This window comes from Clostridium sp. (genome assembly GCF_016650095.1).
In the GTDB taxonomy this organism is placed as follows: domain Bacteria; phylum Bacillota; class Clostridia; order Clostridiales; family Clostridiaceae; genus Clostridium_AD.
In genome coordinates this window covers 1-9,162 of the sequence record NZ_JAENWL010000119.1, presented here as the reverse complement: position 1 = coordinate 9,162, position 9,162 = coordinate 1, and the positions used below count along the sequence as shown (strand labels likewise).

At 31.3% G+C, this 9,162-nt stretch carries 8 protein-coding genes; 6 read left to right on the top strand and 2 right to left on the bottom strand.

Annotation, left to right across the window (positions count from 1 at the left end):
- On the top strand, positions 1-151 hold a 151-nt coding region (locus tag JJE11_RS08910), incomplete at its 5' end, for a cation transporting ATPase C-terminal domain-containing protein (RefSeq protein WP_291634702.1).
- 331 nt (positions 152-482) lie between these two features.
- Here JJE11_RS08910 and JJE11_RS08905 read toward each other — a convergent pair.
- The gene (locus tag JJE11_RS08905; RefSeq protein WP_291634700.1) at positions 483-896 is read right to left on the bottom strand and encodes a hypothetical protein; all 414 of its coding nucleotides are present in this window, start codon (positions 894-896) and stop codon (positions 483-485) included.
- Positions 897-1,144: 248 nt separating this feature from the next.
- On the opposite strand from JJE11_RS08905, the gene JJE11_RS08900 reads away from it, so the two are divergent.
- The gene (locus JJE11_RS08900; RefSeq protein ID WP_291634698.1) at positions 1,145-3,442 is read left to right on the top strand and encodes an AAA family ATPase; all 2,298 of its coding nucleotides are present in this window, start codon (positions 1,145-1,147) and stop codon (positions 3,440-3,442) included.
- 56 nt (positions 3,443-3,498) lie between these two features.
- Here JJE11_RS08900 and ychF read toward each other — a convergent pair whose 3' ends face one another.
- Complete coding sequence (ychF, locus tag JJE11_RS08895) at positions 3,499-4,596, bottom strand: redox-regulated ATPase YchF (RefSeq protein ID WP_291634696.1); 1,098 nt, start codon at positions 4,594-4,596, stop codon at positions 3,499-3,501.
- Between the two features lie 306 nt (positions 4,597-4,902).
- Between ychF and mraZ the strand changes: the two genes are divergently transcribed.
- From mraZ to JJE11_RS08875, 4 genes are all read left to right on the top strand, one after another.
- Positions 4,903-5,331: a division/cell wall cluster transcriptional repressor MraZ gene (gene mraZ / locus JJE11_RS08890; protein WP_291634694.1), complete on the top strand. Its 429-nt coding sequence runs from the start codon at positions 4,903-4,905 to the stop codon at positions 5,329-5,331.
- Positions 5,332-5,363: 32 nt separating this feature from the next.
- Positions 5,364-6,296, top strand: coding sequence for a 16S rRNA (cytosine(1402)-N(4))-methyltransferase RsmH (gene rsmH, locus JJE11_RS08885; RefSeq protein WP_291634692.1), 933 nt, complete (start codon positions 5,364-5,366; stop codon positions 6,294-6,296).
- Between the two features lie 27 nt (positions 6,297-6,323).
- The gene (locus tag JJE11_RS08880; RefSeq protein WP_291634690.1) at positions 6,324-6,809 is read left to right on the top strand and encodes a hypothetical protein; all 486 of its coding nucleotides are present in this window, start codon (positions 6,324-6,326) and stop codon (positions 6,807-6,809) included.
- 65 nt (positions 6,810-6,874) lie between these two features.
- Complete coding sequence (locus tag JJE11_RS08875) at positions 6,875-9,070, top strand: stage V sporulation protein D (RefSeq protein WP_291634688.1); 2,196 nt, start codon at positions 6,875-6,877, stop codon at positions 9,068-9,070.
- Positions 9,071-9,162 lie beyond the last annotated feature (92 nt).

Genomic DNA, 9,162 nt, shown 5'->3' with positions numbered 1-9,162 from the left:
TATGCTAATTAGCATAGTGTATGTCCCATTTTTACAGAAGGTGTTTCATACAATACCACTTAATTTGGGTCAATGGTTAATTGTTTTATTTTTCTCGGGCATAATTTCATTCATCAACTCATTGTACTTATATTTAGTGCACAAGCATTAAGGGACATTTAAATAAAACAAGTCAGTATGCGAAATATCCGTCGCATACTGACTTGTTATTTATTTTATTACCTCTAATTATTAAGAAATGAGAGTTTTATAAATTCTCATTTTCTAACAAATGTTTTTATGCGCAAAAAAAAGTATATATTACGTATAATGCATTGAAGCTAGCTTTAGAACTTCTTATTTTGTTTTTAATTAAGGTGCGTTAAGAAAAATATATGTTTGAGCGACAGCGAGTTTATATTTTTTAGCAAATTAATTAAAAACAAAATTAGTAGTTCTTAGCTAGGTGAATGCATTAGTAGTAATATATACTTTTTTATTTATTATTTAAAACGTTTATCTGCTCTTACTCTTTGAACCTTTGGAGTACCGCCTTGCATTGGAACCAATTCTCTCTTTGTAGTCACATTTCTAATGTTTATAATTGCAATATGATCACTGTGTTCTTTTCCTTTTTTGCCCTTCATTCCTTGAATTAAAACAGAATGCCCTTGAAGCACAGAAATAAATTTGACTTTTTTGAACCAACGTCTTTTTTTAAATATGCACTTAGAAATAGATTTACTTCCTTCGGCCTTTACTAAGATGGTTACAAGTAATGTATAAAATATTTTTAGATAACTTTTTTCTTCTACTTTGACAGATAGAACTCTACCTTGTGCTTGAGTAAGTCTATCACCATATTTTTTTAAATAAGAGTCTGTATAACTTTTAGTCATTTTTTCTTTAAATCCCATCAGTATTCTCCTTCATAATAAAATTATAATAAATATAAAAATTCAATAATCTAAGTATATCTTATGTTGGAATTTAACTCAAGTAATAATAAAAGTCTATTTTAATTATTTATCATTAAAATGGCATGAGAAAAAAATATATAAACACACAAATTTAGAAAATATTATTACTTAACAATGATAATATTTGTTCCTAAATTAGTGATATAAGAATATTAATATAATAAAGGTTTGAAAGGAGGAGGAATATGAATAGGGAATTAACTCCGGAGGATATTATATATAATTTTGATATTGAAGAAGATATGAGTTTGAGGGAACAGTTAGATTCATTGCCCCAGTATTTAGATGTAATAGAAAATATTAAAACTGCTTTAAGTATAGATAAAGATGGTTTTAATATTTATTTAATAGACGATTTTTCAAAAGAGAGCCTTAAAGATATTATGAAATATGCAAATAAAATTTTTGAAAACAAGAGCAAACCAAAAGATATTTGCTATGTGTTATATGAAGATGAAAAATCTCCTAAACCCATTTTTGTAAGTAATGGGGGTGGAAATAAGCTAAAAGAAACACTTGAAGAATTACAGAACGAATATTTGGAGTGTACATTTCAGTTCTACAATGATTCTACAAATAAAGAAAAGGAAGAGATTCAAGAGAATATTCAAAAGAAAAGAAATGAATTAATTGCTAAACTAATAGATTCAGCAAAAGTGAATGGTTTCGACATAAAGTCTACCAATAATGGATTTACATTCATTCCTTTAAGTAGTGGAAAAGAAATGTCTGAAAACGAATATGATACATTGGATAAAGAGAAAAAAGAAAATATTTTAAAAACGGCAAGCATGTTAAAAGAAAAGGCTAAGGAAATATTAGAGGAATTAAAATTAATTGAAGAAAAGGATTTAGAGAATATAAAGCAAATAATGGAAATGTACTATAAAACCGAAATGAATGATTTAAAGCAGCAATATAAAAATATGTTCATGGAAGATGAAGCTGTACAAAAATATCTTGATATAGTATGCAAAGATATCGAGAGAAAACTTATAGACATTTATTCTTTAAACTATGATGAGGATGAGGAAAAAATAAATGAGATTATATTTAGACATGCTATAAACGTGATTGTAGATAATAGTAAAAATCAAATTCCACCAGTTATATTTGAACAAGATCCAACTTTAGCAAACGTGGTTGGAACTATAGAATATGAAAATCACAATGGGGTTTATTCTACGGATATAGAATTTATAAAAGGTGGTAGTATGTTAAAAGCTAATGAAGGGTGCTTGGTAATTAGAATAAAGGATTTACTAACTAATCCTTCTGCTTACTATTATTTGAAAAAGACATTATTAACAGGGGAGGTAGATGTTGCTTATAACAAAAATTTTTATGAACTCGTTTCCTTAAATACCTTAAAACCACAACCTATACCTGTTAAAGAAAAGATAATTCTTATTGGGGACTATGAGACTTATGACTTGCTTTATAACTATGATGAAGACTTTAGAAAACTCTTTACAATAAAAGCAGCATGTAATCCAGTGCAGAATATAGACAATGATTTAAAGCAATCGTTGGTATTTGAGATAAATAAAATGTGTAGTGAAAATAATTTAAAGTGCCTTACAAAAGGAGCTGTAAGGGAAGTAGCAAAACTGTTATCACGAAAGGCCCAGAGTAGAAATAAAATATACTATGACAAATATGAAATAAATAAATTATTAACTTTAGCTAGCAATAAGGTTAATAACGAGCGTAAAGAAGAGATTACTGAAAATGATATAATTGAGATAAGTTATAAAAAAGACAGTATGGAAAAGGATATTTTAGATAACTATACTGAAAAGAAAATGCTTATTGATGTAAAAAATAGTAAAATAGGCCAAGTGAATGGATTATCAGTAATTGATACAGGGTATTTAAGTTTTGGTAAGCCAATAAAGATTACCTGTTGTTGTTATAAGGGAGAAGGTAATATTATAGATGTTCAACAAGAGAGTCATCTAAGTGGAAACATCCATAGTAAATCTATTAGTATTTTAAAGGGATATATAAGTAATATTAATGGAGGATTTAGTAAACTACCAGTGGACTTTCATTTGTGCTTTGAACAGATCTACGGCAAAATAGATGGTGATAGTGCATCTGTTGCAGAAATAATATGTATGTTATCAGCTCTAAGTAAAATACCTATAAAGCAAAGTATTGCCGTAACAGGCTCGGTAAATCAATTTGGAGATGTTCAACCAATAGGTGGAGTAAATGATAAAATAGAGGGCTTTTTTGGAGTATGCAAAGCAATCGACACGACCTGCGGCAAAGGTGTAGCGATACCAATCTCTAATGCAGACGACCTGGTTTTAAGTGAAGAAGTTGAGAGAGAAATTAAAAATGGGAGATTTCATTTATATACTATGACCTCTATTGAAGATGCAATCGGTATACTAATGGGAGATTCAGATACTACCTTCGATGATGTAATGGCTGCTATTACCAAAGAATTAAAAAAATATAGTGGGAAAAAATAACTTAATGATAGATATTGAAAAAGCAGGAGCCATAAACAGCTCCTGCTTTTTTAATATTATACGTTAAATCTAAAATTAACTACATCGCCATCTTGCATAATATACTCTTTTCCTTCAAGTCTATATAGCCCTTTTTCCTTAGCAGCTGCTTCACTGCCATATTCAATTAACTTGTCATATGAGACTATTTCTGCTCTTATAAAGCCTCTTTCTATATCCGAATGAATTTTACCGGCAGCTGCTGGGGCTTTAGTTCCAATGTGTATAGTCCAAGCCCTTATTTCTTGAACACCTGCAGTTAGAAAGCTCATGAGTCCGAGTAGTCTATAACTTGAGTGAATAAGTTTATCAAGACCAGTTTCTTCAAGGCCATATTCATTTAGAAGTTCCATTTTTTCCTCGTCTTCTAAAGAAGATAACTCTTCTTCAAGCCGTGCGCAAACTATAATTACTTCCGAATTCTCATTTGCAGCAAATTCTTTAACTTTTTTAACCATATCATTTTCAATGTTGCCAGACATTAGATCATCCTCACTAATGTTTGCCGCATATAATACTGGTTTTGAGGTGATTAAGAAAAGAATGTTTACAAAAGCAGCTTCTTCCTCGGTAAACTCTAGTGTTCTTACTGGAAAATTTGCTTCAAGGTGTTCTTTTATTCTTTCCATAAGTTCATATTCCATTTTTGCTGTTTTATCACCAGAACGAACAAGTTTCACTGATTTTTCCATTCTTCGGTCCAGCACATCAAGATCAGAAAAAATAAGTTCTAGATTAATAGTATCTATGTCACGTATGGGATCGATAGTACCATCTACATGTATGATATTTTCATCATGAAAGCATCTTACCACATGAACTATAGATTCAACTTCTCTGATGTGGGATAGAAACTTATTACCTAAACCCTCACCTTTACTTGCTCCTTTTACAAGGCCGGCTATATCATAAAATTCAATTGCTGTATGAACTATCTTTTTGCTATTATAAATATCTCTTAGCACATCTAATCTTTTGTCGGGGACACTAACAACTCCTACATTTGGCTCTATAGTACAAAATGGATAGTTAGCAGATTCTGCCCCTGCTTTTGTTATTGCATTAAACAATGTGCTTTTTCCTACATTTGGTAAACCTACAATTCCTAGCTTCATATATATGTACATTCCTTTCGCTCGTTTAAAATTTTTATTCCTTATAAATTATACCCTAGATGTTAATGCATTTCAAGAAAGTTAATTAGAATAGTAAATGAAGTGAAAAATGGTTATGGATGATAATGTATATTAAGTTAATATGTTCTAATGATAGATTGGAAATTTTAATTATTTTCAAAAAAAGATAATAATAATTTAAAATAAGAAGGAAATTTCAATTTTATATAGAATAATACTTAAAAGTGGTTTAAAATGGTTTAAAGTGGTTTAAAGTGGAGTGAATTTATAGAGTGGGGGAGTAATATGTTTATTGGTGAATATCAACATGCCATCGATAGTAAAAACAGAATGATTATTCCCACGAAATTTAGAGATGGACTCGATAGTGGATTTATATTGACGAAGGGCCTAGATGGATGTCTATACATTTATACAATGGCTGAATGGTTGATAATGGAAGAAAAACTAAAGAAACTTCCATTAACGAATAAGGATGCCAGAGCATTTGTAAGGTTTTTCTTTTCAGGTGCTAATGAAATAACAATAGATAAACAAGGAAGAGCTCTAATACCACAAAATTTATGCGAATACGCAGGCCTTCAAAAGGAAATAGTAAGTATAGGAGTATCAACTAGAATAGAAATATGGGCTAAAGATAAATGGGATGAATACAATGACTCGGATATGAATTTTGATGAGATAGCAGAAAAAATGATTGAATTAGGTATATAGATTGAATTAGATAAATAGAAGGAGAGTAAAGTATGGAATTTAAGCATGTATCAGTTTTGTTAAATGAGTGCATTGATGCGCTAGATATTAAAGAAGATGGAATTTATGTTGATTGTACACTAGGAGGTGCAGGGCACTCTTTAGAAATTTTAAAAAGATTGTCGAAAAGCGGGAGGTTAATTGGAATTGATCAAGATGCGGATGCGTTAAAAGCAGCTGAAACTGTTCTTAAAGAATTTAGCAACGTTACTTATGTACACGATAATTTTTATAATATTGACGATATACTCGACAAACTTGAAATAGAAAAAGTAGATGGAATTTTTATGGACTTAGGAGTTTCTTCATATCAATTAGATAATGCAGAGCGTGGATTTAGCTATATGAAAGATGCAGCTCTTGACATGAGAATGGATAGGAGTAAGGGGATAACAGCATTTGATGTGGTCAATAACTACGAGGAACAGCAGATAGCGGAAGTTATAAGGAATTATGGAGAAGAAAAATTTTCCAAACGAATAGCTAATTTTATAGTAGATAGAAGAAAACCAAAAACAATTGATACTACTTTGGAACTAGTTAATGTTATTGATGCAGCCATTCCAGCAAAGTATAAGAGAGAAGGTGGCCATCCAGCTAAAAGGACATTCCAAGGTATAAGAATTGAAGTGAACGGTGAATTAAGAATATTAGATAAAGCAATAGAAAATGGAATAAATAGACTTACTAGTGGTGGAAGAATGGCTATTATTACATTCCATTCACTTGAGGATAGAATTGTTAAAAATAAGTTTAGAAACTTGCAAGACCCATGCAAATGTCCAAAAGAATTACCTATGTGTGTGTGTGGTAAAACAGCAATAGTAAAACTCATAAGCAGAAAACCTATAGTAGCTAGCGTGGAAGAGTTAGAAATAAACTCAAGAAGTAGAAGTGCAAAATTAAGGGTAGCTGAGAAGATTTAGTTCTAAATTGTGGATGGGGTGAATAAAGTGATAGTAGCAAAAAACAAGTATAGGATGGATGGAAATACGGTATTAAAACCAGATGAATCAATTAGAAAACCAAATTATGAAGAGCTAGAAAAATCACGAATACAGATAGAGCATAGAAAAAAAATGAAGGACATGAAAAAGAAAAAAGGTGTTCTTACGAATATTCTTTTAGGCTTTGTTGTTGGTGTGATAATTATTTCTAGATATTGTATGATTTACAATTATCAAGATATGACTTCTAAAACTAAAGCAGAATTGGAAATGGTGAGTAAAGAAAATGACGCGTATAGTGTAGAACTGATTAAGTTTAGGAATATAAGTTACATTGAAAAAATAGCGACGACGAAACTTCAAATGGTTAAACCCACAATTAGTGACATACAATATTTAGATTTGAGTAAAAACAATTTAGGAACAAAGGAAGAACTACAAGTGAATAAGAGCAAGGAAATAATGGCGAAAATTAAAAAAATGATCTTTTAGATAGCAATACTATCTTTTAGAGAGCAATTGTTATCTTCTAGAGTAAGATAGTGGGGGGAAACAAATTGGCAGGAGCAGAGTATAGAGACAAGGTATTAGTTAAACGCAGAATGCTGGTTGTATTTCTAATACTTTTTCTTTTGTTTATACTATTAGTTAGTAGACTAAGCTACGTAATGATAGTTAAAGGGAAAGAGTATAAAGAAAGGGCAATTCTACAGTGGACTAGTGACGTTCGTATTTCACCAAAGAGAGGAAGAATTTTAGATAGAAATGGTAAGGAACTCGCTATAAGTGCAAATGTTTTTAGAGTAGATTTAGATCTTAATTCATTAAGAGACACTACAAAGAAAAACAAATTAACTATGAGTGATATTGCACCAGGGCTCGCTGAAATACTTGGAATGGAATCTAAGGATGTTTTATCTATTTTGACTAAGACCAATTCAAAAGGAAAAGCCATTGGAGCAGCTATTTTAAAAAGAAGGATAGATAAGCCTATGGCTGACAAAATTGCTGATTTTTCTAAAAAGCAAAATCTTCGGGGAATTGTTATTACTGGAGATACTAAAAGATATTATCCTAATGAAAATTTTTTAGCAAATGTTCTAGGACTTACTAATTCTGATGGAAATGGATTAACAGGCGTTGAACTATATTATAATAAATATTTATCAGGTGTTCCAGGAATAAAGATTTCAGAAACTGATAGAAAAAGTGAAGAATTACCTTATACAATATCAGATTATACAAAGCCAGTAGATGGCAAAGATGTAGTGCTTACTATTGACCAGATGATTCAATATTTTTGTGAAAAAGCAGCTGAGCAGGCAATGATAGATAATAAAGCAGCTGCAGTTACTATAATTGCAATGAATCCTAAAAATGGAGAAATACTAGGCATGGTTAATAAACCAGACTATAATCCTAATGACCCTTGGGACCTTAGTAAAAGTTTTGACGAAAATCAAAAGGCCTGGAGAAATAGGGCAGTAAGTGACACGTTCGAGCCGGGGTCTATTTTTAAAGTGGTAACAGCTACAGCGGCCATGGAAGAGGGGCTAGTTAAAGAAAGTGATAAATTTGTCTGTAATGGTAGCACTATAGTTTCAGGTAGAGCAATAAAATGTTGGAAGACCACAGGACATGGAGAACAAAATTTTGTTGATATTTTGAAAAATTCGTGTAATGTTGGATTTATGGAACTCGGTAGAAGACTCGGACAAGAAAAACTAAATAAGTACATTGCTTTGTTTGGATTTGGCAAAAGAACTGGTATTGATTTAAATGGAGAAGCTTCAGGGATAGTTAGAAAAACCAAAGATATGACTGTTCTTGATTTAGCAGTAACATCATTTGGTCAAGGAAATACTTTATCTTGTATACAGTATTTATCAGCTTTTAATGCCATTGCAAATGGAGGTAAGCTTATAACACCTCATGTCATGAAAGAGATAGTAGCTTATGATGATTTGAAAAACAAACAAGTTGTACAAACATTTTCAAATTATAATGAAAGAAAAATAGTGAATGAGGACACTGCAAAACTATTACGAAATTATCTTGAACAGGTTGTAGAAAGCGGTGGTGGTAAGAAGGCATTTATTGCAGGATACCATATTGCAGGGAAGACAGGAACTGCTCAAAAAATAAATACGACTGGACCTGGATATGCAGCACAAAAATATGTTTCATCATTTGCTGGAATGGCACCTGCGGATGATCCTCAAATATCCATACTAATTAATATTGATGAACCAGACCCATCTAACTATTATGGTGGACAGATTGCAACTGTGGTTGGAAAACAAGTCTTTAATGATATATTTAATTACTTATCAATTAAATCCGATGCTTCCAGCGAGGAGATTGCGAAAAGCTTACTTAAGGATATTATTGTTCCAGAGGTAAGAGGGCTTAATAAGGCAGATGCGCAGAAATTATTAAAAACTAATAATTTGAAGGCAAAATTAAGTGCCGAGGGGGAAATTATTACTGATATGACTCCTAAACCCGGATATACAGTTAAAGAGGGAACTGAAATTATATTACACACTGATAAAGGAACAGAAAATAGTAATACTGTTATGGTTCCGAATATTAAAGGAAATAGCCCGGAAGTTACTAGTGCACTTTTAAATAGTCTTGGTCTAAAAGTTCAATTTATTGGTAGTGGAGTAGCTTCAGAACAAAGCATAGAAGGCTCGGAAGTGAAAAAGGGAACTACGGTCACTGTGCATTTAAATATTATGGGTGATTAGCCCAATATAGTGTATAATTAAATATTGGTATATGAAAATAAAAGCCGACAGGACTCAGTATTTCTGAACTGTCGGATTTGCCATGTAAAGGG

Bases quoted from the DNA above. Each gene is read 5' to 3' on its own strand.
- mraZ (WP_291634694.1), top strand. From the start codon at position 4,903: ATGTTTATTGGTGAATATCAACATGCCATCGATAGTAAAAACAGAATG.
- ychF (WP_291634696.1), bottom strand. From the start codon at position 4,596: ATGAAGCTAGGAATTGTAGGTTTACCAAATGTAGGAAAAAGCACATTG.
- rsmH (WP_291634692.1), top strand. From the start codon at position 5,364: ATGGAATTTAAGCATGTATCAGTTTTGTTAAATGAGTGCATTGATGCG.
- JJE11_RS08905 (WP_291634700.1), bottom strand. From the start codon at position 896: ATGGGATTTAAAGAAAAAATGACTAAAAGTTATACAGACTCTTATTTA.
- JJE11_RS08900 (WP_291634698.1), top strand. From the start codon at position 1,145: ATGAATAGGGAATTAACTCCGGAGGATATTATATATAATTTTGATATT.